At 53.5% G+C, this 24,071-nt stretch carries 19 protein-coding genes; 15 read left to right on the top strand and 4 right to left on the bottom strand.

The window, feature by feature from the left end:
- Positions 1–114: 114 nt before the first annotated feature.
- On the bottom strand, positions 115–1,716 hold the full coding sequence (locus HB631_RS11855) for an ABC transporter substrate-binding protein (RefSeq protein WP_213991359.1): 1,602 nt from the start codon (positions 1,714–1,716) through the stop codon (positions 115–117).
- Between the two features lie 643 nt (positions 1,717–2,359).
- Between HB631_RS11855 and HB631_RS11850 the strand changes: the two genes are divergently transcribed.
- The 4 genes from HB631_RS11850 to HB631_RS11835 all read left to right on the top strand — a co-directional run bounded on the left by HB631_RS11850 (position 2,360) and on the right by HB631_RS11835 (position 8,058).
- A complete protein-coding gene (locus tag HB631_RS11850; RefSeq protein WP_213991358.1) occupies positions 2,360–3,961 on the top strand; it encodes an ABC transporter substrate-binding protein in 1,602 nt (533 codons plus the stop codon).
- Between the two features lie 2 nt (positions 3,962–3,963).
- Positions 3,964–4,875 (top strand): class II aldolase/adducin family protein, encoded by a 912-nt coding sequence (locus tag HB631_RS11845; protein ID WP_213991357.1) that lies wholly within the window; start codon positions 3,964–3,966, stop codon positions 4,873–4,875.
- A 143-nt stretch (positions 4,876–5,018) separates the two neighbouring features.
- Positions 5,019–6,164 (top strand): LLM class flavin-dependent oxidoreductase, encoded by a 1,146-nt coding sequence (locus tag HB631_RS11840; RefSeq protein ID WP_213991356.1) that lies wholly within the window; start codon positions 5,019–5,021, stop codon positions 6,162–6,164.
- A 277-nt stretch (positions 6,165–6,441) separates the two neighbouring features.
- A complete protein-coding gene (locus tag HB631_RS11835) occupies positions 6,442–8,058 on the top strand; it encodes a rhodanese-like domain-containing protein (protein ID WP_213991355.1) in 1,617 nt (538 codons plus the stop codon).
- A gap of 105 nt (positions 8,059–8,163) precedes the next feature.
- Here HB631_RS11835 and HB631_RS11830 read toward each other — a convergent pair whose 3' ends face one another.
- A complete protein-coding gene (locus HB631_RS11830) occupies positions 8,164–8,598 on the bottom strand; it encodes a universal stress protein (RefSeq protein WP_213991354.1) in 435 nt (144 codons plus the stop codon).
- A 282-nt stretch (positions 8,599–8,880) separates the two neighbouring features.
- Here HB631_RS11830 and HB631_RS11825 point away from each other — a divergent pair, with 282 nt between their 5' ends.
- From HB631_RS11825 to HB631_RS11780, 10 genes are all read left to right on the top strand, one after another.
- The gene (locus HB631_RS11825) at positions 8,881–9,327 is read left to right on the top strand and encodes an antitoxin Xre/MbcA/ParS toxin-binding domain-containing protein (protein ID WP_213991353.1); all 447 of its coding nucleotides are present in this window, start codon (positions 8,881–8,883) and stop codon (positions 9,325–9,327) included.
- Positions 9,324–9,785: an RES domain-containing protein gene (locus HB631_RS11820; RefSeq protein ID WP_213991352.1), complete on the top strand. Its 462-nt coding sequence runs from the start codon at positions 9,324–9,326 to the stop codon at positions 9,783–9,785. Before HB631_RS11825 ends, HB631_RS11820 begins: the two co-directional genes overlap by 4 nt.
- Before the next feature lie 214 nt (positions 9,786–9,999).
- A complete protein-coding gene (locus HB631_RS11815; RefSeq protein ID WP_213991351.1) occupies positions 10,000–10,842 on the top strand; it encodes a 23S rRNA (adenine(2030)-N(6))-methyltransferase RlmJ in 843 nt (280 codons plus the stop codon).
- A 187-nt stretch (positions 10,843–11,029) separates the two neighbouring features.
- Positions 11,030–12,382: a glutathione-disulfide reductase gene (gene gorA, locus HB631_RS11810; protein ID WP_213991350.1), complete on the top strand. Its 1,353-nt coding sequence runs from the start codon at positions 11,030–11,032 to the stop codon at positions 12,380–12,382.
- 514 nt (positions 12,383–12,896) lie between these two features.
- Complete coding sequence (locus HB631_RS11805) at positions 12,897–13,937, top strand: hypothetical protein (protein WP_213991349.1); 1,041 nt, start codon at positions 12,897–12,899, stop codon at positions 13,935–13,937.
- A 64-nt stretch (positions 13,938–14,001) separates the two neighbouring features.
- Positions 14,002–14,946, top strand: a complete 945-nt coding sequence (locus HB631_RS11800) for an Ig-like domain-containing protein (protein WP_213991348.1) — start codon at positions 14,002–14,004, stop codon at positions 14,944–14,946.
- Between the two features lie 144 nt (positions 14,947–15,090).
- Complete coding sequence (locus HB631_RS11795) at positions 15,091–15,738, top strand: hypothetical protein (RefSeq protein WP_213991347.1); 648 nt, start codon at positions 15,091–15,093, stop codon at positions 15,736–15,738.
- A 139-nt stretch (positions 15,739–15,877) separates the two neighbouring features.
- On the top strand, positions 15,878–16,903 hold the full coding sequence (locus HB631_RS11790) for a hypothetical protein (RefSeq protein WP_213991346.1): 1,026 nt from the start codon (positions 15,878–15,880) through the stop codon (positions 16,901–16,903).
- A gap of 329 nt (positions 16,904–17,232) precedes the next feature.
- The gene (locus HB631_RS11785) at positions 17,233–17,955 is read left to right on the top strand and encodes a hypothetical protein (RefSeq protein WP_213991345.1); all 723 of its coding nucleotides are present in this window, start codon (positions 17,233–17,235) and stop codon (positions 17,953–17,955) included.
- A gap of 423 nt (positions 17,956–18,378) precedes the next feature.
- Complete coding sequence (locus HB631_RS11780; RefSeq protein ID WP_213991344.1) at positions 18,379–18,552, top strand: hypothetical protein; 174 nt, start codon at positions 18,379–18,381, stop codon at positions 18,550–18,552.
- 339 nt (positions 18,553–18,891) lie between these two features.
- Here HB631_RS11780 and HB631_RS11775 read toward each other — a convergent pair whose 3' ends face one another.
- Positions 18,892–20,247 (bottom strand): cation:proton antiporter, encoded by a 1,356-nt coding sequence (locus HB631_RS11775; RefSeq protein WP_213991343.1) that lies wholly within the window; start codon positions 20,245–20,247, stop codon positions 18,892–18,894.
- 340 nt (positions 20,248–20,587) lie between these two features.
- Here HB631_RS11775 and HB631_RS11770 point away from each other — a divergent pair, with 340 nt between their 5' ends.
- Positions 20,588–21,709 carry a GNAT family N-acetyltransferase gene (locus HB631_RS11770; RefSeq protein WP_213991342.1) on the top strand — a complete coding sequence of 374 codons (1,122 nt, stop codon included), beginning with the start codon at positions 20,588–20,590 and terminating at the stop codon, positions 21,707–21,709.
- Positions 21,710–21,917: 208 nt separating this feature from the next.
- Here the strand turns inward: HB631_RS11770 and HB631_RS11765 are convergent, their stop codons facing one another.
- Entirely contained in the window at positions 21,918–23,750 is a 1,833-nt protein-coding gene (locus HB631_RS11765; protein ID WP_213991341.1) for an ABC transporter ATP-binding protein, read from the bottom strand.
- Positions 23,751–24,071 lie beyond the last annotated feature (321 nt).

Below are 24,071 nucleotides of genomic sequence, written 5' to 3'. Positions count from 1 at the left end.
TCAGTGAACCTTGCCGGGCAGAACCATGGCCCCGACATACAAGAAATAAAATCCCGACTGCGCTTCGGCAATTGCGTGACTTCCCAGGGGTCGCAAACCAGGGTTGCGCTTCATCTATTTTGCCGCTATCCAGGCGTCTCGAAAGCCGGAATGCGCTCCCGCCGGCGAGAAATCCAGACCGTGCAATTTGCGGTTGTAAACGGTGAAAAAGGGCGCCGACATTACCGGCAACAGCGGCAGATCGGTGAGGGTTTGCCGCTGGAAATCCGCAATCACCGCAATGCGTTTTTTGGGGTCCACTTCATTCTGGTAGGCTTCAATCAACCGGTCCGTTGCCGGACTGACGTAAGCGAAAGCATTGGCATAGGGCACCCCCGGCGATTGGGCTTTGGAATAAAAGACACGCGTTAATCCCATTTGCGGATCCAGCATCACCCCGAAGCCTTGGAAAATGATATCGAAGTCATAATCGGTATAAACCTTCTTGAGGAAGGTGGCGTTGTCCAGCGGCGTAAAGTCGATAGCGATGCCGATTTTATTAAACTCCTGGCGCAGAAACTCCCCCGCCAGCAGAAACTGGCTGGAACTCGGGTCGGTATAAAGACGCAGGGTGAATCGTTTGCCGCCCGCCTTGACAGGATAACCGGCGTCATCCAGTAGCTTACGGGCCGCATCCACGCTGTAATCGTAACGGGGGATATCCGGCGTGAAAAATTGGGTTAATGATTGGGGCACCACGCTGTATTCAGGCTTGCTTTGACCGTACCAGACGGTATCGATAATCCGTTGACGATCGATGATATGGGCAATGGCCTGCCTGACCTTCAGATTGGACAATGGGACCGAGCGCAGGTTAAAGCCGAGAAAATAGGTTTGCGCCGCGTAAGAATACCCGCGGGAATCAAATTTAAGCTCCGGATTTTGTTTCAGGCGGGCGATATCCGAAAATGGCACCCCGGCATAAGGGATATAGGACACTTCGCCGGATTCCAACGCCGCGCTGCGCGCCGCCGCGTCGGGAATAAAGCGGTAAATCACCCGGTCCAGATAGGGTTTCCCCTTATCCCAATAGTCCGGATTTCTTTCCAGGATAACGTACTGCCCGCGCTTCCACTCCTTGAAACGAAAGGGACCGGTGCCGATGGGCCTGGCGTTTTCCGGGCTCTTGCGGATATCGCTGCCGTCAAATATATGCTTGGGCACCACCTGGGATTCCGCGCCGTCCAGCGCGCTGAGAATGACCTGGGAAGGCGAACTTAAGCGGAAAATGGCGGTATAATCATCCGGTGTTTCCACGTCTTTCAGGGCTGCAAACGTGGAGCGTCCGCGAGAATGGACTTTCTTCCAGACCTCCAGGGCGGAGTATTTCACGTCCGCCGAAGTGAAGGGCTGGCCGTCATGCCATTTCACGCCGTGACGTAAATGAAAGGTAATGCTCAGGCCGTCCGGCGCCACTTCCCAAGAGGTGGCCAGTCGGGGCTGGGGCCGATAGTTATCGTCGTAATACACTAATCCGTCAAAGATATTGGCGGAGATAACCCGATTGGCGTATTGATTATTATAGGTGGCCGTCAAGGTAACCGGCTCCGGATATATGGCGGCGATTAGCGTTCCGCCTCGTACCGGCGTCTGCTCATCCGCCAGTACCCGGCCCATGGCATTCAGCGCCAGCAGTATTATCCCCAGGGATAAAGCGGATATGAATTTCCGTGACATGAACTAAACCTTTTCTCTAATTAATATTATTTTGTCGATGTGGCGCAGGTGAAATGTAAATCCGTAAAAGTTTATCCCGACGATTGCCATTTCACTAAATATCAATAAATGATGTTTATAGACATCACAATGCTATAAGAATGTTAAAAAACAAATACCAATAAAGTAATGTATTGAAATGCAATACTATAAAACGACATCATTCATCAATCCCTTCTTGTCTGAGGCCGCGACCTTACGGCTGCCCTGCCGGCCATATCAATATTGTTCATAACGATAGACATTATTCGCGTTATTGCATTTATCATTTTCACATAAAACACACCAAACTATAACTCAATAATTAATAAGCTTTAAATCACCAATTGCATCGAAGATATCTGCCGAACAAACGGACTGCCTCTTCCGCGTGAAATCCAAATCTCCGTTACCACATTCAGCTTAATAGCAGGATTGTTATTAACTAAGCTAAAAAAAGCATTGGCTAAAAAGACCAGACATTTCTATTTTAAAGTGTTTCGAATATGTTACTAAAAAATGAATATTCGCTAGGTTATCAGCGGATTTACCACAAATCAGATATTACCTTGTTTTCTATATGGGATTATTTTGGTTCTTTTTCGAGGATGTAAGATTATTTGTTATGCGTAAATTCAGCCTTACCCTGCGACAAGCGCTATTCGCCGCCATGGGTCTTTTCAGCCTTTTTCCCGCGTTTTCCTCCCTGGCCGCCGGGGGCAATCTGGTGGCTATCGTCCAACCCGAACCGGTGGCGTTAAATACGGCCTTCAATACCAATTTCCCCAACGGGGTGGTATCCAATAATATTTATGAAGGCCTGGTCACTTACAATCAGGATATGCAGCCGGAACCCAGCCTGGCCACCTCCTGGGAGGTGGCGCCGGACGGCCTGAGCATAACCTTTCATTTGCGCCACGGCGTGAAATGGCATGACGGCCAGCCCTTCACTTCGGCGGACGTGAAATACTCCGCCCTGGAGGTCTGGAAGAAAGTCCATCCGCGGGGACGCACCACGTTTGCCGCCCTGAAAGACGTGGAAACCCCTGATCAATACACCGCGATATTCCGCCTTGAGCACCCGTCGCTGGTTATCATGAGTTCCATTAACGCCAATGAGGCGGAGATACTGCCCGAGCATCTATTCGCCGGATCGGATATTCGCACCAGCCCTTACAACGCCAAGCCGGTAGGTACCGGACCGTTCAAGTTTGTGAAGTGGGTGCGGGGGCAATATATCGAACTGGAACGCAACCCCGATTATTGGGACAGCGGCAAACCCAAAGTGGACAAAGTCATTTTCAGTATCATTCCCGACGCGGGTTCCAGGGCGGCGGCGTTGGAAACGGGGGAAGCGCTGTACGCCCCCTATGACTCGGTGCCGCTCTCCGACGTACAGCGTTTGCGCCAGAATCCGCAGTTGGTGGTCACCAAGCAGGGCTACGATTCATCGGCGGCCTATACCTTCCTGGAATTCAACCTGCGAAATCCCATCCTGGCGAATCTGAAGGTCCGCCAGGCCATCGCCCGGGCCATCAATAAACAGGCGCTGGTGGATGTGGTCTGGTACGGGCTGGGGAAACCGGCCACCGGCCCGATCCCCTCCTCCCTTAAACAGTTTTATACCGCCGACGGCGTACCGCAGTATCCGTACGATCCCGCCGCCGCGGAAAAGCTGCTGGATGAGGCCGGCTACCCGCGCAAGGCGGGCGGCATTCGTTTTAAGCTGGCCATTGATTATTTCCCGGTCAACGACGGCTTCAAAAACCAGGCCGAATTTATCCGCCAGAGCCTGAGCAAGATAGGTATCGAGCTGACGGTGCGCAATCAGGACCTCGCCACGTTTATCAAGCGTATCTACAGCGATTATGATTTCGATATCGAGACCGGCCGCTGGGTCCCGATGATGGATCCCCAGATTGGCGGGCTGCGCCACTACTGGAGCAAAAACATCGCCAAAGGGACGCCCTGGTCCAATGCCTCGAATTATACCAATCCCAAGATGGACGCGCTGATCGCGTCGCTGCAGGTGGAAAGCGACCCGGCCAAACGCGCTGAGGATTTCCACCAGTTCCAGCGTCTGGCGCAAACCGATCTGCCGGTGATACCCCTGGTGGAACAACAGAATTTTACCGTTTACAGCGCACGGCTTAAAGGCGTCAGCACCGCCCCCGACGGGGCTTTATCGTCCCTTAAAGACGTGTCTTTGGAACCCGGAGGAAAATAAACATGACCGCTTTCTACCAGCACGATCGGCGTGAAACAACCGAACCTTCCAACGCCGCAAACAGCGTTGCCGGCACGTCGCCACGGAATGGTGCCGATGAGAATCTCAACGGGCGGCCACGCCAAGGGGCCGGAGAATATTTCGCCGATGACGCCACCGAGCCGGCGCGGTTGGAGGCCAGACGGGATCTGGCCGCCGCGCACCGGCTCGCGGTGTGGCACGATTTCAGCGAAGGCATTTACAATCATTTCACCCTGGCGGTTCCGGGGACCGACGACCGGTTCCTGTTGCCGCCCTTCGGCCTGCACTGGTCGGAAATCCAGGCCAGCCAGCTGATGACCATCGGCTTCGACGGCAAGCTGCTGGCGGGAGAAGGCATTATTCAGCGCTCGGCGTATTGCATCCACGCGCCGATACATGCCGCCCATGCCAAGCACCAGGCGGTGTTCCATACCCATATGCCTTACGCCGGCGCGCTGACCCGGCTGGAAAGCCAGCATCTGCTGGCCCTCGGCCAGACGGAGGCATTATTGCTCGATCAAATTGCCTACGATGACGCCTACGACGGCTTGGCCCGCGATCCGGCGGAAGGCGAACGCCTGGCGGAGATACTGGGAGAAAAAACCATTCTTTTTATGGGAAACCACGGCGTATTGGTCACCGGCCGTTCCGCCGCCGAGGCCTACGATCGCCTCTATACCCTGGAACGGGCCGCCCGGGTTCAACTGTTCGCCCTGTGGACCGGTCAGCGTCTGCGGGGGTTAAGCCCGGCGCAGGTGGACAAGGTGCAGGATCAAATTCACAACACGCCGCTGCACAATTCGCCGGGTGAACAATACAAACCCGGCTATCAGCTGCATTTTGAAGCGTTAAGGCGTCTGCTGGACCGGCGCGAACCGGATTATCGCGATTAGCGATGGATTCAATGACCCCCATTAACGTGATTAACACTATCACTCCGTTCATGGTGGCCGGCAATTGACGTATTTGGCGCGATTGGCGCAACGATTTTTTCGGAGCGTTTCTCCCTGAATACCAGCACATTTTGAGGTGGATTATGCCTTACCCCGTTTTACCGCCGCTTCCTCATGACAGCCCGCTGGGGAAAGTCATGGATCAACCGCTGATACTCGGACTGTTTTTACCCATACATAACGGCGGCTGGACCATGTCCGCCTACCCGCGGGCCACCGACTGGACCTTCGATTACAACGCGGCGCTGACCCGCCAGGCTGAAGCCCTGGGGTTCGACCTGGTGTTCGGCCCGGCCCACTGGCTGTCCAAAGGGGGTTTCGGCGGTGATATTCGCTACCGCGAAACCGCCCTCGACACATTAATGGCGGCGGCGGGGCTGGCGGCGGTGACCGAACGCATTTTGCTGATTTCCACCGTGCATATTTTTTACGGCCCCTGGCATCCGCTGCATTTGGCCAAGTTCGGCGCCACCCTTGACCATATGTCCGGCGGCCGTTGGGGACTCAACGTCGTTACCGGTTTTCGCAAAGACGAATGGGCCATGTTCGGTCAGGTGCAGCCCGATCATGACCGCCGCTACGAGCTGGCGGATGAGTATGTATCCCTGCTGCAACGGCTCTGGGCCGGCGAAGAGGATCTTGATTATCACAGTGAACAATGGACGCTGAGCAAGGCCTTTGTGACCCCTAAACCCCGCTATGGCCGGCCGATTATCGTCAGCGCCACCAGCTCCCCCGCAGGCATCGCACAGGCGGTGCGCCAGGCGGATTTGATTTTCGTCACCAGCCCCGCCGGCGCCTCCTTCGACGCGGCCATCGAGGCGCTGCCGGGCATCACCCGCCAGGTGCGGGAAGCGGCGGCGGCCATTGGCCGCGACGTCCGCATCCTGGTAAATCCGATGATTATCGCCCGGGATACCGAGGCCGAAGCGCAAGGGGTTTATCAGGAGATCATCCGGCAGGCCGACCATGGCGCGGTGGACGGATTCTTCCATACCCATGCCACCGGCGACAGCCGTTCCTGGCGCGGCCATCAGCGCGATGAACGTATCGTGGGGGGCAACATTCAGTTGGTGGGCACGCCGGAACAGGTAGCCGGGCAAATCCTGCGCCTCAAGGCCATCGGCTGCGACGGGCTGCAACTCTGCTTTGTGGATTATGAACCGGAACTGGCTTACTTCGGCGAACGCATCCTGCCGCTGCTGAAACAAGCGGGCCTGCGTCTGTAAGTTTTTTAATTATTTGACTTCATTACACCCTAAATAATTCGAGTTGCAGAAAGACGGCGACGCAGCGCCCCCCAGGAACTTACCCTAGTAAGTGACTGGGGTGAGCGAGGACAAATCTGCCTGGAGCAGATTTGAACGCGACTTTTCGCGGCCCCGTCAGGGGCGAGGCCCAGGGAGGGGCCGAGTATTGCCAACGCACCTGCAACTTGAAGTATTTAGGGTATAGCGGCCAACATCACTGCCGCGTGAAAGATAACGGGTTGAAAAGGGGTTATTTATGACTAGACATAGTGAATATGGATCGGCCATCCCTTTGTCCGACCTGCTGAACTGGCTTGAAGACGGCGAAGAGCTGGCCTTTATCGACATCCGGGAAGAAGGGCTGTATGGCGATGACCATCCGCTGCTGGCGGTCAATGCGCCTTACAGTTTAATGGAAAACCAGTTCCCCGCCCTGGTGCCCCGCGCCAATACCCGCACGGTACTGCTGGCGGAAAATACCGCCCGGGGTGAACGGGCCGCGGGACGCCTGTCAGTCCTGGGTTATTCGGACATCCATGTCCTCGACGGGGGGATCGGCGCTTGGGAGCAAGCGGGGCTGCCGCTGTTTAAAGGCGTGAATGTGCCGTACAAGGCCTTTGCCGAACTCATCGAGCATTTTCATCATACACCGGCCATCGAGCCCGGCGAACTGGCGCGCCTGATTGAACAGCAGGGAGATTATGTTCTTTTAGACAGCCGGACGGTGGAGGAGTACGACCGCTTCCATGTACCGAGCGCCATTTCCGTACCCAGCGCCGAATTGCTCTACCGCTTCGACGATCTGGTGCCTTCGCCTGACACCCTGGTGGTGGTCTCCTGCGCCGGCCGCACCCGCGGCATTATCGGCGCGCAGACCCTGATCAATGCCGGGGTTCCCAATCAGGTCCTGGCGTTGTCCGGCGGCACTCAGGGCTGGCGGCTGGCGGATTTGGCCACTGTCCAAGACGGCGCCCGCTACTTTCAGCCCCAGAGCGAGGTTGCCGTCCAATCGGCCCGGCAAAGAGCGTCCGGGCTGGCGCAGCGGTACGAGGTGCAATATATCGACGGGGCAATCCTCCGACAGTGGCAGCAGGATGGAAACCGCACCACGTACGTGTTTGATGTCCGCAACAGTGACGAGTACCGGCGCGGCCATCGGGCCGATGCCCGCTGGGTGCCGGGGGGACAGCTGGTTCAGGCGCTGGATAAATGGGTGGGCACGCGCGGTGGCCGTATTGTGCTCAACGACAATGACGGCGTTCGGGCCACCACCACCGCCCATTGGCTTTTACAGTTGGGCTGGCAATGTTATGTGCTGGCGGGCATTGACGAGGGCAGTCGTCCGCCATCCCATATCCTTCCACCGCCGCTCGTCCCGCGGATCGACGCCGCCGCCGCGCGGCATCGACTGGAGAACGGCACCATCGGACTCTCCGCCGATCGCAGTTGGGACTATCGCCGTTATCATCCCGCCGGCACGCACTGGGTAAACCGCTCGCGGCTGGATAATGTGCCCGACCTCATCGGCAATGCCCGGGAAATCCTGGTCTTCGCCGAACAGCCGGCGCTGGCGCACGGGGTGGTCATGGATTTGATCGACGCGGGATTCAACGCCACGGCGGTGGAGGGTAAACGACAGGATTGGCTGGCCGCCGGATTGGAACTGCACAGCAGCTCGCAAACCCCCGGGGATAATCTGCAAATCGATTTCTTATTCTGGCTGCACGATCGCCATGAAGGCAATGCCGCCGCCAGCGCCGCCTATCTGGCCTGGGAAGCGGACCTTCCGCACCAGGTTGGGGATCCCGCCAAAGCCCATTTCAAACTGGGGCCCGCCGATGGGGATGCAGGCGGCCCGGCCAACATCCATTGAAGAAAGCAGTAGTGGTTTATCAATCGGACTGCCCCAAAACCCTCGACACATCCTGTGTTCGCAATGAGGCCGGTTCACTTTAGGCGGGGATTTTCGGGGCTTTTGCTAATAAGAGGATTCCCGGATCACGGTGACCGGGCAGCCTGCGTTATCGATAATCTGTCGTGCCACCGACCCCATTAACAAACGCTCAATATGGGAAAAACCGCGATGACCGACAATTATATGGTCTATTTTGTGGCTTTCCGCATAAAGCATAATCATTTCCGCGGGATTACCGATTTCCATTTGTTTGACCAGATCGATATCCTGGTAAGCGGGATTATTTTTCAGGCTGTCGAAAAATTTCCCATAAATCGCTCTCGCATTTTCGATAATCATTTCCGTCGCGGTGCCGCTGCCGAACTGCGGCAATTGACAAACGGAAACAATATGTAACCTGGCGTCGAATCGCTTTACAAATTCGCAGGCAAATTCCAGCGCCTGTTTGGCACAGTCGGAATCATCATAGGCTATCAAAACCTGTTTAATCACAGCCATGGCTGTCTCCCGTGACTTCATCGAGGTAATAAGGGCGGTTTCAATCCCGCCTGCCGGCATCCGTCGGCAGGCAAACCGGCATACCTGCCCAGCATACCAGTTGGGGGGCGGATACGCATCTCGTCCTGCCGGGGTTTTGTAACAGTGCCGGGATGAGGTTACTGACCGAAACGATGCCATTCACTGTGTTTCGCGTAGGCTAAATACGCATAAATAATGCTTTATACCCATCTGACAATTGTCTATACTACTTCATGACAAATGTCTGTTGGAGAGATTGCCATGAGAGCTTATATCCCATCCCATGAGCCACAACATAATGCTTTGTGGAAATTTGCCGGTCTGCCCGTTAGCAGAGGCCGTGAGCTGACCAATGTGCTGAAAATTGGGCTTCCGGTGAACGTGCTTGAAAGCATTCATAAATGGTCAGACATGTCGAAGGCCGAAATTTTGCGGATTGCCGGCATTAATGAAAGAAACGTGGCCAGGCGTAAAAGTACAGGAACAACTTTCTCTCCTGATGAAAGTGAGCGTATTGCTCGGCTAGTGCGGGTGATGGACGCAAGTGTGCATCTTTTCGGTGGTAATAAAACTGATGCCTATACCTGGCTGAAAAGTCCGGTAAAAGGCTTGGGAAATGTAACGCCGTTCTCACTTCTTTCCACGGAGAGTGGTGCGCTTGAGGTACTTGATTTGATTGGCAAGCTTGAGCACGGCGTCTATTCATGATCTTTTACAGGCTTACACAAAAAATCCATGCAGCTGAAGCATGGACGGGTTATGGCGCGAGACTTTATGGCGGGCGATGGAATCACAAAGGTAGTGCGGCCGTTTATGTATCTACCACCATCGCTCTGGCGTCATTGGAAATTCTTGTGCATTCCATTCATGATACACTGCTGAATCAATACTCCCTTTTCAGTATCGAATTACCCGATGATAAGGTTGAATACCTAGAAAATGCCTATTTGCCTGATGACTGGAGAGAAGATCCAGCCCCGTTTTCCACCATGGACTTGGGTACAGGCTGGCTTGACGCAATTGACGGGGTTGCTTTAATAATTCCATCTTGCATTATTCCACAGGAAAATAATGCTATTTTAAATCCTCTACATACTGATTTTAAGCAGGCGTTGCAATCAGTCAAGGAAGTTGATTTTACATTTGATGGTCATTTAACAAAATAAGAGGCTTAAATTTGTATCTAACGCTAAATGTGCAATATTCCCTCGTACTCGCTACCCCCATAGCCAATGTTATGTCAATTCGACCCAAAACTGTTTCATACTAACGCCTGAGATCGTTCTCATGTTTTCTCACCTGAATGGACTGCCGTGGGAGTCGCAAAAAAGAAAATGCCAACAATAAAAAAGTTGTTCTTTCTCAATTGGATATAATTATATGTTAAGTTATCGCCACAGTTTTCACGCAGGCAATCACGCCGATGTGCTCAAGCACACGGTGCTGAGCCTGATCCTGGCCGCCATGAAAGAGAAGGACAAGCCTTTTCTCTATCTGGATACCCATGCCGGCGCCGGCCGTTATTTGCTTAACAGCGATCGTGCCGAACGTACCGGCGAGTACCATGACGGCATCGCCCGAATCTGGCAGCGGGAAGATTGCCCGGCGCTGCTGGAGCCCTATCTGACGGTTATCCGCCATTACAATCGCAGCGGCAGCCTGCGTTATTATCCCGGTTCGCCGCTGATTGCCCGCCAATTACTGCGGGAACACGATCGTCTGCACCTGACGGAACTGCATTCCAGCGATTACCCGCTGCTGCGAAACGAATTTCAAAAAGATCCCAGGGCGGAGGTGCTGCGCGCCGACGGCTACCAGCAGTTGAAATCCCAATTGCCGCCGCTGTCGCGCCGCGGCGTGATACTGATCGACCCGCCTTATGAAATGAAAACCGATTATCAGGATGTGGTGGCCGGCATTCAGGAAGGCTATAAACGCTTCGCCACCGGCGTCTACGCCTTGTGGTATCCGGTGGTATTGCGCCAGCATGTGAAGCGCATCCTGGCGGGTCTGGAAAAGACCGGCATCCGCAGGATTTTGCAAATTGAACTGGCGATACGCCCGGATAGCGACCAGCGGGGTATGACAGCATCAGGCATGATCGTGATTAACCCCCCTTGGACGCTGGAGCAGCAAATGAACGAATTATTGCCCTGGCTCCATCAGGCGCTGGTGCCCGGCGGCATCGGCCATACCCTGGTGCGTTGGATAACCCCGGAGTAATCTCTACAGAGCCTGATTAATCCCTGTATAGCCGGAGTCATCCCGTAATAGCGCGTGTCATCCGGGATTGCCAACGTAATGCCGGGTTAACCGTTTCGCCTATTGGAGGGATTGATGCAATCTTTGCGACAATTGGTCGTTGCGCGTTAAACTTGTGCCCATTGATATGACCTATAGGGAATACCCGATGACCAGACATTACGATTATCTTGCTATTGGCGGCGGCAGCGGTGGCATCGCTTCGATTAACCGTGCGGCGATGTATGGACAAAAATGCGCCCTGATTGAAGCCAAATATCTCGGTGGTACCTGTGTCAATGTCGGCTGCGTCCCCAAAAAAATCATGTGGCATGCGGCGCAGATTGCCGAAGCGATAAAACTGTACGGTCCCGATTATGGTTTTGACACCACCATCAACCGTCTCGATTGGGCCACTCTGATCAAAAGCCGCAGCGCCTATATCGACCGCATCCATCAATCCTATGAGCGGGTGCTGGGCAATAACAAAGTGGACGTTATTGAAGGTTTTGCCCGCTTTGTGGATGCTCACACCGTTGAAGTCAACGGCGAACGCATTACCGCCGATCATATCCTGATTGCCACCGGGGGCCGTCCCAGCCACATCGATATCGTCGGTGAGGAATACGGTATCGATTCAGACGGCTTTTTTGCCCTGGATGCCATGCCCCGGCGGGTCGCGGTGGTGGGCGCGGGTTATATCGCGGTGGAACTCGCCGGGGTGCTGAACGCCCTGGGAGCGGAGACCCATCTGTTCGTGCGTAAACACGCGCCGCTGCGTACCTTTGACCCGTTGATTATCGATACCCTGGTGGAGATCATGAACGAGGAAGGACCGGCCCTGCATACCGGCTCCATCCCGGAATCCATCGTAAAAAACAGCGACGGCAGCCTGACGCTGACCTTGGAAAACGGTAACGAGTTTATTGTTGATGCGCTGATTTGGGCCATTGGCCGTGAGCCTTCCACCGACAATCTGAATCTGGCCGCCGCCGGCGTTGAAACTGACAGCAACGGTTATATCCGGGTGGATAAATACCAGAATACCAACATCCCGGGGATTTATGCCGTAGGGGATAATACCGGCGCGGTGGAACTGACGCCGGTGGCGGTGGCGGCGGGTCGTCGCTTGTCCGAACGCCTGTTTAATGGCAAGCCGGAAGAGCACCTGGATTACAACCTGATTCCCACCGTGGTGTTCAGCCATCCCCCCATCGGCACCATCGGTTTGACCGAACCGGAAGCGATAGCGAAATACGGCGAAAAAGAAGTCAAGATCTATAAAACCGGTTTTACCTCCATGTATACCGCCGTCACCGCCCACCGCCAGCCTTGCCGCATGAAGCTGGTGTGCGTCGGACCGGAAGAAAAAATCGTCGGACTGCACGGCATCGGGTTGGGCATGGACGAAATATTGCAAGGCTTTGCCGTGGCGATCAAAATGGGCGCCACCAAGCGCGATTTCGACAATACCGTGGCCATCCATCCCACGGCGGCGGAAGAACTGGTTACCATGAGATGACTCAGTAGGAAAGCCATCGCCGCTCAATATATTGGTAACATTGCAACACGCGTTAAGCAGGCACAGTCCGGTTTAAGAAATATGATCCATTGCCGAAAACCACACATCGCCAACCGGACTGGGCAATGCCTGATATGGCATTCATACCTGACAAAAATGCTATAGCATAGCGATTCGCCAATTTTTATTCCCCGCAGAGATCCCTTAAGACCTTACCTCGCTCAAGGCTGTTAAAGGCACGTCTCAATAGAGTACTAACACGCCATTGTTTATCAAAATTGTCCCATGTTGAATTTCGCAAAATTTTATCAAAACTCACTTTAATCATATAAAGGAAATACCCTTCCAACCGCCTTTTAGCTTTTTTTAGCAGGGCGATGCCAAACATTAACCTTGCTTCTTCCTCTTGGCGATTTAGTATATGTAAAGCATTTAATTATTTAAAGAGTGGCGATTGCCTCTTTTTATCAAAACCAATTTTCTTATGCAAGCTTATTCATTGTAAGGAAAAACCATGGCACTCGCGGCTCCTAGTTTTCCACAGATGGAAAATGGCGTTATTACACTCCAGGAAATTAATATTGCTGGAGCCGTCATTGTTAACATTCCTTTCTACAGCAATCCAAGGGCGGGAGATCAAATAACGATTATTTGGAATTTTTCAGCCGTAGCATCAATGATGCTAACGACTGATTTTCCTTTATTCCCTATTCCACTTCGTGTGCCGGAAATATATGTACCCAGCGTGGGTAGCTATAATGTTTTCTATATTATTAGCGATTCCCATGGCAATACATCGACATCCTATAGTATTACTGTTCAGATAACCGCATTTCTGCCCCCGCCGCCCGCCGGACAGCTGCAAATGATCTTGACTACCAACGCCTCCAATTATGACTGGCCCGCCATCAATGTATTTCCTGTGAACCGGGGAGTCATTACCGGAAACCCGGGGACCCAGGTCAGGGTCACCGTGAGCGACCCCGGATTAATCGGGGATGGAGTAGACCGCGGGGATGTGCTGCTGACCCTTGGCGGCAATGGCCAGGCGGATTTCAGCCTTTACTCCGAAGAGCAGGGCCTGCTGGTAATCTTTGCCTATGCGGTGGCTAATCCACTGAATTCAGTAACGTTACCCACCACCATCGGTCCCTTTCGCCTGGGCAACGGCAGGATTAAATCGGTAAATTACTCCACCGGCGCGCCGGCTAATAATAGAACCTATAACTCTATCTATCTCAAGACCGAGGCGGAAACCAGCCGGCCCGGCGAGCCCATAACCTTTGTGCGAGCGATAATAGTGGAGGGCAGCGCCCGTATTGCAGGTTATCCGGGCTACTACGCGGATATTATATTGAATGGCGATAAATCCGCCACCATTAATTTAGCCAATACGGTAAGTGAACGTGTTGTGGTTGAGTTGTCGCTGCCGGAAGAAAGCGGTTCTGTTAAAACCGTAGAGACCGTTTTTGTGCCACCTTCTGCCAGTACTTTCTCTGTTTTCAACCGGGAGCAGTTTATAGATTATCAATATCATCCGGGCAAAAATTTATGATCAGCGCGGACCATTAACTAAATATTTTATTCATGAAGGTATATTATTATTTACGGGGAATATTATGCATTCGTGGCTGGACCAACCTATATTGCCGGCAGTGGATTATACCTTAACGATAATCACCGTCACATCAGGGGCGGCGGCAGACGGCATTGAATTTAATCTCTTCACGGTAAGGTTATCCGCCGGGGATGAGTTAATTGATAACGCACCTATAGAGTTTACCGTTTCCGGCAACGCTTTGTTTACTCCCAGCCGGCAAAATTTTACCACGGTTTACACCAATAACCAGGGGGAGGCGACGGTCTTTTTCACCAATACGTCCTCGGAGACGATACAGGTCAGGGCCACTTTTGGCAGCGACTTCGCGGATGCATACTCCACCTTTGGCGCTCCGGCCAGCGATAACGACCTGCTGTTGGAGGCCGAGGTGACGACCTCGAACATCGGGGCCGGCAGCGGAATCCCGCATATCATTGATTATCGTTTGATTACCCCGGCGGGGCTAGGTGTTCCCAATCGCCAGTTGAATTACAGCGTCATCGGCAGCGCCACGCTTGTACCCACTTCGGATATCACCGACGGTAGCGGGCGTACCCAATTACGCATCTTCAGCGACACGCCGGGGAGCGTCACGGTGGTGGCCGTTCTCGCATCCGCGCCGGATACCGTTTACATCCGCATCATACTGACCTTTATCAATAGCGTGCTGACGCAGCGCATTTCGGCCGAGGTGCAAAGCGATATGGCGCAGGGAAACGGATTCAGCGTCAATAGAATACGCTATCAGGTCTTAACCCTGGCCGGAAATCTGCCGGTGGCTAATGTGCCGATCAATTTCAGCGTAACCGGCGGCGCGGAACTCTCGGTCCCGACCGGGAATACCGATGGTAACGGTTATATTACTCTGACATTGACCAATAGTATGAGCGGGGCTGTACGGGTATCGGCTGCCTTGGCGTCGGGACTCGGCATGACAAATTATACCAGCGTTACGTTTTTATAGCGTAGAGAATCATGCCAGGGACGGCACAAAATAATTATCTCTGAATATCTGCTTAAGAACGCCAGATAATAACTCAGCAACCCATGACGTGATTATTATCTTTATAGCTGTGACAACAAACGGTTTATCAACCGGAGGTATTTTATGCAAAATCAATATTGTCCTCCCCACATCCCTCAATATGGCAATCTGGTAGAAATAACGGGATTAATTATCATCGCCGCTGTCGAAACCAATTACGCTCCGGCAAATGACTATGCCAGCAATGTCATCCTCTATACCCTGTGGGATACTACAATTAATCAACCCGTGACCGGCAGAGTGCTGAACTTTTCCGTGGTACGAGGTTTGGCGGAATTATATAATACTTTTGATACCACCGACCATGCTGGGCAAACAAGAGTCTCTTTGCGCAGTGGAACACCGGACTCGGTGGAGGTAAGAGCCATTCTTGACTCTCAGGACTCGGTCAGTAATTACACCGTTGTGAGTTTTACTTCGCCCGTCACACATACCATAAGCGCCGAGCCTCTTGATAGCTACGTCCCTGCCGGTGGCACCTATCGCATTCGTTATACCCTGAGAGATACAGCAGGCCCTGTGGTCGACAACGCGTTGATGTCCTTTACATCTTCCTCGCCCACCGCCACTGTCTCGCCGGGTTTGGGTTTCACCAATACCCTAGGCCAAATTATCGTTTCGATAACAAGCCCGGTAGCCTTGACGACAATTATCAGTGCCGCTTATGCGGCAGGAAATGCTGAAAATAATACAGCAATAACATTCTTCTGAAAAATGAGAAAGACAAAAAATCGGTTAAGGTAATGCGGTATATCCGCATTACCTGGTAATTAGAGATTATATATTAATGGAGATTTAAATCTCTTTTGTTTTAAGAATAGAAATATTTATATTATATAAGAGGTCTACTATGGTAAATGAAAATAGCTGTTTCCCGGGAAATGCACCAGATAATCCGGCTCCCCCGCTTTCCTCCAACTATGAACTGAGCGCGCGGATCGTGGCAGACAATTCGCCGGCGAACGGTAGTGATCTCAATGGCGTGATCTTTACCCTTTACAGCCCGGTAAATTTGCCAGTGGCCAATCAAGAGCTGGAATTCTACGTTACCGGCAGCGCCACTCTACTTATTCCGACACCTTATACCAACAACAGCGGCGTCCTTACCGCGGCAGCGAGCAATATTGAGCCGGAAACGGTCCAGCTCTTCGCGAGCCTGGCCGCCGATCCCTCGGTGAGTGCAAATAGCATATTAACCTTTATCCCAATCGGCCCGCTTCCGACGTACGAATTAACATCCGAAATCTTGACTGATAATGCCGAAGCGAATAGCAGCAGCAACAATGAAGTGCGATTTTATTTAACCTATGGCGGGGCCGGCGTCTCCGGTCAGCTACGATTGTTTATTACCGGTCAACCCACTAGTCTGGTAACAACCGGACCCGACGGCTTTTATACCGCCTCTTTTAGCAGTTCCACTCCCGGTTCCTTTACTGTAAGGGCGGAAGTGGAAAACGATAGGGCAGTATTTTCCGCCCAGACAGTCACTTTCATCCCAGGGATAATCTATCCCATACGTCTAGGCACAAATGTGATCACGTTTCCCCAGGCGGGTTCAGGGATGCGAGCCGGAATGGAAAGACTCATGTCAGGATTCAATATCATTGAAGGCCATGTTTATTATTTTGAAGGATTTCCAGCTAACGTAGTAAACTATACTGATTGTCCAGAAGGAAGTGTTTTTGACAATGATAGCCAAAGTTGCCTCCTTAATACTAGCAGTGATTATCTATTTTCTGACTCTGTTTTTGCGTCCCCTTTTCGTGCGCTAAGATCGGGCCAGGGCAGTAATCTCCGTTCCCGCTACGCCTTTTGGCCTGCTTTAGCACAATATCTCACGTTTAACATCACTGTTTATGATAATGGCCCAGGCTGATAAAAATAATGGCCCACTGCTTGAAAAAAAGGATTGTCCGTATCAAGGAATAATCCTTTTTCTTTGCGTTGAGTAATAAATTTTTAGGTTTCTATGAAATTATTAACATCCCGTATTGGCATATTTGTTTACACAGGTCATATGCAACATATTATTGAAAACTGAATTTCCAACTTCTGGCATTTATTAGCAGTATATTTACAATTTTCGATATTGTTGTTTCCACATGAGGCATTATTCTAAAAGTAGATATTTTTAGCTCAGCAAAAAATTTATCAATGCATAGCATTATCATAAATTAACATTAATTATCGACCCAGAGGCCCGTCATGGAAAACAAAAATAGCTGTTTCCCGGAAAATCCGCCGAATTGTCCTATTACACCGTTAGCCAACTATACGCTCGACGCACGGGTCGTTGCCAATTATGCGCCGGCCGACGGCGCGAGTTTAAACGGCGTGCACTATACCCTGTCCAGCCCGGTAAACCTGCCGGTAGCCAATCAGCGGCTGGATTTTTCCGTCAACGGCAGCCCCGATCTGATTATTCCGACCTATTATACCAATAACAGCGGCGTTCTTGATGTGGGACTCACCAATGAGACGCCGGAATCGGTCCAGCTTAGCGCGAGCCTGGCCGCGGACCCCACTATCAATGCCATCAGTGATCTGTCCTTTACCCCGGTCTATCCCGTATTTTTAGGTTCGGTCCAAGTAACAGTGCCTGCGGGTGCTTATTCTTTCGGGCTGCAGGAGATGCTTCGGCCCTTTAATATTATAGCGGGACATAGGTATAGGATAGAGGACATCCCCTCGGCCAACTTTGGTTTTGGCTTTTGCCCGGAAAATTTTGTGCATGATCAGACGAGTCAAACTTGTAACTCCGCCTTCCCTAATGACTATGACCATCTTTCCACAACCAGCATAACACCCGTTCGCGCCCTACGTTCTGGCTTGGGCGGGGACCTTCATTCAAGAGGATACTATTATAATCTTACAACCCCATACGCACAGATCTTTACCGTACAGGTATATGATGATGGCCCAGACTGATAACTCAGATGCCGCCCCAAGCCAGGGAAATTGAAGCCGAGGGGATTACCCTGCGTCTGGGCTAATCCCTTTAGCTTCATATCAAGAAATAATCATTACCGCTGCATATTCGCCTGAGGGTGCTGAAATTAATACGAAAATATTTCTTAAATAAAGAGGGTCGAAAGCGAATAAAAGAGCTGTTAAAGATTCGCGTTACTTTATCAACAGCAGATTAGTTATTTATGGAGAAAATAAAATCCTCTTTCGTCCGAAAGAGGCGATAAATTTTATTATCAATAAAAAGAGGCCTATGGTGGAAAATAAAAATAGCTGTTTCCCGGAAATCCGCCGGATTGTTCTATTACACCATTAGCCAACTTTGCGCTCGACGCACGGATCGTTGCCAATGATGCGCCGGCAGACGGCGCAAGTCTTAATGGCGTGCATTATACCCTTTCTAGCCCGGTAAACCTGCCGGTGGCCAATCAGCGGCTGGATTTTTCCGTCAACGGCAGCCCCGATTTGATTATTCCGACCTATTATACCAATAACAGCGGCGTACTTGATGCGGGTCTCACCAATACTGTGCCGGAAACGGTTCAGCTCCTCGCGTAGTTGGCCGCCGATACGTCGGTGAATCCTTTGAAATTATTGCTGGACATATTTACAGGATTGAGGGTATTCCCTCCAGCATCTCATCTACCGGTAATTGTATTGTGGATTACGCATTTGATCGTTCTACTTTTATGTGCTTCCGGAACCTTCCCATTGGCTATACGCATTTAACAGAAAACGGAATGACCCCTGTTCTTGCTCTAAGTTCCGGCTTAGGCCAGAATCTCCGTTCAGGCAGATACATTATCACTCATGCCGCACAGACCTTTACCGTGCAGGTATACGATGACGGCCCGGCTTGATAACCTAGCCGTTTAACGAGGCGCAAATGAGTATAAATTACCGCTTATCCTCCCGCTCCGCTTCCGCCGTAATCTTGCCCTGCCGCCAGTTCAATAGCGGCGATACCGAGATGCCGTGCACAACGACGCTGGCCACCACCAGGGTAAAGGCCATATTGGCCATGAGTTCGGCCTCGGGGCCGGCCAGGCCGTGGTTATAGGCCCAGGTAATGTAATTGATGCTGCCGATGCCGCGTATGCCCAGCCAGCCGATCAAGACCCGGTGCAGGGGCGGTTCACCGCTGCCGATAGTCGCCAGGTAAACCGAAGCCGGCCTTATCAGAAAAAACAGGATAGCGGCCATCAGTAGCCCCAGGGGATCCCAATGCATGGCCAGGGTAATGCCCAGCACGATAACGATACCGGCGGCAAATAATCGCTCCATGGTATCGCCAAAGGACAGTGAGTCGCTGACCACCAGTCCCACGGACCTGAGCGGCCCCACCGCTCCCGACGCATGGCGCTGGTTGGGGTTGATCAAGGATTCCGCCGTGCCGCCGTGCTCGTTCTCCGGCAAATCATCCGGCGGATGGCGGTTAAAGATGCGCAGCTCGGTGCGGCGCAATCCTACCCCGGCGGCGAAGGCGGCCAAAAATCCCGAGGCGTCCAGGCTTTGCGCCGCGGCATAACTTAACGCCACCAGGGCCAGGGCCAGGAAATCATTGGGGGCGGTGTCGTTTTGAGTAATTTTGGAGTGGGTTGCCAGATGCCCTATCAGCCTGCCCAAGGTATAACCGATGCCCAGCCCCCCCAATAGCGACCAGAGAACATCCACCAGCGCCCAATGGCCCAGGGCGGCAAACGGCAGCGGATGATGGGCGTTAAGCAGCAGCATCCCTAGCATCAATATCGGCAGCGCCGTGCCATCGTTCATGCCCGCTTCGCTGGACAGCGAGACCCGCAGGCTATCGTCGTCCCGGGCGTCGTTGACCGAGATAAGACTTGCCAGCACCGGGTCGGTGGGCGCCACTATCGCCCCAAAGGCTAACGAGAGCGGCCAGGAAAAGCCGACCAGAAAGTGGGCGGCCACGGTAACGCCCGCCACGGTAAAAATCATCGCCGGAAAAGCCAGACGCACGCCCATCAGCCAGCCCGGATCCCGGAACGGCAGTCGCAGCTTGAGGCCGGTGATAAACAGGGAAGCGGCCATGGCAATCTCGGTCACCCGTTCTATCAGAACGGCATGGGCGGCGACGTCCACCCGCAGCAGGTTCAAGACCCAGGGACCGCAAACAATCCCCGCGGCCAGATACAAACCGAATGAGGTGACAGGCCCGCGATGGATCCAGCCGGACGCCAGCGACATCAACAATAACAGACCGCCCACGGCAGCTATCCATCCCGTAAAACCCATGCGTTCTCCTGCCGGTGTCGTTATTCCCCTTTAAGTATGATCGGTTTTTTTTATTATCTCTGAATATATATGACCGGCGTTAAGTGAATGGCGTTATGCGTGACGGGTGTTAAATGACTGGAGTTAAGTAACTATCATAGAACAGAGATAAAACCGGTCGGCCGGAATTCAGATAACGGTAATGCCCTAACGTCTATCAAGCGATTATAGCGTTCAGGTTATTTTTCCTCGTTTTCCATAAAACAGCCCGTCTTTTGCCACTCCGTGCCCCCCGCCTTGCGTATCCCTCGGCAACTGGCTACTGTCTTTGGTTGACGGCATTTAACCGGAGCACAACGTTATGTCTTTGACGTCCCTGGCGCACCTGAACGATGTACCCGCCGGCGAGTGGGATGCCCTGGTCCCGGCGGGACAGCCATTTTTACAGCATGCTTTTCTCAGTGCCCTGGAAGACAGCGGCAGCCTGGGACCGCTTTCCGGCTGGCGTCCCCATCATATGCTGTGGCGGGTAAACGGCCGCTGCCTGGCCGCCATGCCCGGCTACCGTAAAAAGAACTCCAGCGGCGAGTATGTGTTTGATCACGGCTGGGCCGAGGCCTGCCATCGCGCCGGAATAGCGTATTACCCCAAATGGCTGGGGGCGGTGCCGTTCAGCCCGGTAACCGGCGCCCGGGTGCTGGGGGAGGAGACGGCGGCGGCGAAACTGCTGGAAGCGCTGCCGGATTATCTGGCCGAACAGGGCTGGTCCGGCGCCCATGTGAATTTCACCGACGCGCGGGGCAACGCTCTGCTGGAGGCCCGGCCGGACTGGCTGCACCGATTGGGTTGCCAATATCACTGGCATAACCGCGGCTATAGGGATTTCCAGGATTTCATGGATGCCCTGAGTTCGCGCAAGCGCAAACAAATGCGCAAGGAGCGCGAGGCGGTGGCGGCGCAAGGCATTGATTTCGATTGGCTGGAAGGGGGGCAGGTCAGCGAGGCGCAGTGGGATTTTATTTATACCTGCTATGCCAATACCTATGAAGTCCGGGGCCAGTCGCCTTACCTGACGCGAGATTTTTTCAGCCTGCTGGCGCAGCGGATGCCCGGCGCCATCCGGGTGGTGCTGGCAAACCGGCAGGGCCACCCTGTCGCCATGGCGTTCAGTCTGGTGAGTGACGACACCTTCTTTGGCCGCTACTGGGGCTGCCTGGCGGAGTTCGATCGGTTGCATTTCGAGACCTGCTTTTACCAGGGAATTGAGTATGCCATCGCTCAGGGTCTCTCACGTTTTGACGCCGGCGCGCAGGGGGAACACAAGCTGATTCGCGGCTTTGAGCCGGTGCTGACGGATTCATGGCATTACCTGCGGCATCCTGGACTGCGTGCCGCGGTGGCGGAATTTCTTAACGAAGAACGGGACGCGGTGCGCGCCTGGGCGGAAGAGGCGCGCAAAGCGCTGCCCTATCGTCAAATGTAAGCGCCAGGAATAAGCGATGGAAACGCACGCCGATAATAAACGACAAGGCAGCGGCAGGGCAACGTTAAGGCTTAGTATACATCGACGTGAATGGGCGACGAGGCAGCGCCAAGGCTTAGTATACATCGACGTGAATGAGCGACCAGGCAGCGCCAAGGCGTCATTCACATCGTCTGAAATCAACGACGGAGCGGCGCCTAGGCTCAGTTCAGTCCACCCCGACAAATCCGCCGGTCTGGTATAACCACAGCCGCGCATAAAGTCCCTGCTGGCTCAGCAGTTCGTTATGGCTGCCGATTTCGGCGATGCGTCCGTCGCTCATCACCACCAACCTGTCCATTTTGGCAATGGTGGACAGGCGGTGCGCAATGGCGATAACCGTTTTGCCCCGCATCAGCACTTCCAGGCTTTCCTGAATGGCCGCCTCCACTTCCGAATCCAGCGCCGAGGTGGCCTCGTCCATAATCAGGATCGGCGCATCCTTGAGCAGCACCCGGGCGATGGCGATACGCTGGCGCTGGCCGCCGGAAAGTTTCACGCCCCGTTCCCCCACGTGGGCATCGAGACCGGTGCGCCCCTCGGCATCGGACAACATGGGAATAAACTCATCGGCCCGGGCGCGGTGTATGGCTTGCCATAGCTCGGCGTCGCTGGCGCCAGGCCTGCCGTACAGCAGATTTTCGCGGATGGAGCGATGCAGAAGCGATGTGTCCTGGGTAATCATGCCGATACTGGCCCGCAGGCTCTCCTGGCTCACCTCGGCGATATTCTGTCCGTCGATGAAAATGCGCCCGCCGTTGAGGTCATACAGGCGCAGCAGCAGGTTCACCAGCGTCGATTTGCCCGCGCCGGAGGGACCAATCAGGCCGATTTTTTCACCGGGACGAATATCCAGGTTCAGGCCGTCAATCACCGTCCGCCCTTTGCCATAGTTGAAATGCAGGTTCTCAAAGCTCACCGCGCCCTTGCGCACCTGCAGATCGGGCGCCTGCGGGCGATCGGTGACGCTCATCGGCTGAGCGATGGTATTCAGACCGTCCTGCACCATGCCGATATTTTCAAAAATGCCGTTCACCACCCACATGATCCAGCCGGACATATTCACCAGGCGAATCACCAGACCGGTGGCCAAGGCGATGGCGCCGACGCTTATCAGCGACTGGGACCACAGCCACAGCGCCAGACCGGTGGTGCTGACAATCAATAGACCGTTCATGATGGTAATGGTGACATCCATGCCGGTCACCAGACGGCTGGCCAACTGGGTCTTTTCAGTCTGTTCGGTAATGGCTTCCCGGGCGTACTGCCGTTCCAGATCGGTATGGGCGAACAGTTTCAAGGTGGCGATATTGGTGTAACCGTCGACGATACACCCCATCAGCCGGGAGCGGGCGGCGGAAGAGACCGCCGAGCGGGATTTCACCCGCGGCACAAAATAATACAGGCAAAACATATAGCCGACTATCCAGGCTATCAGCGGAATCATCAGGTGCCAATCGGCTTCGGCGAACAGCACCAGCGAACTGACGGCGTAAATCAGCACATGCCACAAGGCGTCCACCGCCTGCACCGCCGAGTCACGCAGGGAGTTCCCGGTTTGCATAATGCGCTGTGCGATACGCCCCGCGAAATCGTTTTGGAAAAATCCCAGGCTTTGCCTGAGGACATAATTATGATTCTGCCAGCGGATCATGCTGGTCATGCCCGGGTTGATGGTCTGGTGCACAAGCAGATCGTGCAGAGCCAGAAAAATCGGCCGTAGGACAAGTATTACCGCCGCCATCCACAGCAGTTCACGCCCGTGGTCGCTGAAAAAACGGCTGCCGGAGCTGCCTTGCGCCAGGTCGATAATGCGGCTGAGATAAGGGAATAGCGCCACCTCAATCAATGCCCCGATGAGCCCCACCACCAGCAGCGCGGCGAAGCTCGGCCACACCTGGCGCAAATAGTAGAGATAGAAGGGTAAAACCCGATCCGGCGGCGCGGACGCGGGGGATTCCTGGAAAATATCGATCATGCTTTCAAAACGACGGAACAGCATAAAAGCCCCTTATTAACTGCGAGAAAAGGGCTATCCCGGCCCAGATAAAACGCTCCTCAAAAAAGGTAGCTTAGTGTATTTTGAACCTGGTTCGCGAATCATTATGCAAATTACCTTAGTCCCGCCTCCTCATGGAAAACCTGCCCGTCTGCGGGAAGGGAATTAAAAACGGCGTACCGCCGTGACTTCAAACCCATGCCATCCACCTGACACAGATCCAAAGCCACGGGGACGCCGTGGTGTAACTTGTCCGTTTTCGCACAACCCGATTACTGACGGGCCAAGGGGAGCCGACGATGCGGCTGACCGGCTCCCCTTATG

This window comes from Sodalis sp. dw_96 (assembly GCF_018449575.1).
Taxonomy (GTDB): Bacteria; Pseudomonadota; Gammaproteobacteria; order Enterobacterales; family Enterobacteriaceae; genus Acerihabitans.
This window is presented reverse-complemented; position numbering and strand designations above follow the sequence as displayed.